1 protein-coding gene is annotated in these 427 nt (G+C 60.9%); it reads left to right on the forward strand.

Features of this window, described 5'->3' with window-relative positions; all coding sequences use genetic code 11:
- Nucleotides 1–43: 43 nt before the first annotated feature.
- Nucleotides 44–427: hypothetical protein (locus EN807_RS32695; RefSeq protein ID WP_135937944.1), on the forward strand; the 384-nt coding region annotated here is incomplete at its 3' end.

A 427-nucleotide genomic window follows, 5' to 3' on the forward strand; every position in this document is an offset into this window, starting at 1 on the left:
CCCTAAGAAAGCTCGTGGCGCCCTGGTGACGTCCGAATGGCTGATGGCGCTCTCGGCCGCGCCTTCGGGCGAAATGTTTGCGCTCGAGGCCACCACCTGGATCTGGCGCTACGCCGGCACCAATTGGACGCGGGACAAGGTCAGCGAAAAGAGCCTCAGGCAGGTTTGGGCAGAGGATGCCGGTGGGGTGATCACTGTTGGCACTGAGGGCGTGGCCTATCGAATGGTTGGGCAGCAATGGCTGCCCATCAGTCCACTAGGCTCCAATGAATATCTGGATGTCCATGGACATCCCAAGCATGGCATCTACGCCTGCGGCGAGATGGGCACCATTCACCGGTTGGTGGGTACGGGCTGGCAGCCGCTGGAAACACATAGACACGACCGATTGCGTGGCATCGATATCGCGCCGGACGGCAAAATCAGG

This window comes from Mesorhizobium sp. M5C.F.Ca.ET.164.01.1.1 (genome assembly GCF_004792125.1).
Taxonomy (GTDB): domain Bacteria; phylum Pseudomonadota; class Alphaproteobacteria; order Rhizobiales; family Rhizobiaceae; genus Mesorhizobium; species Mesorhizobium wenxiniae.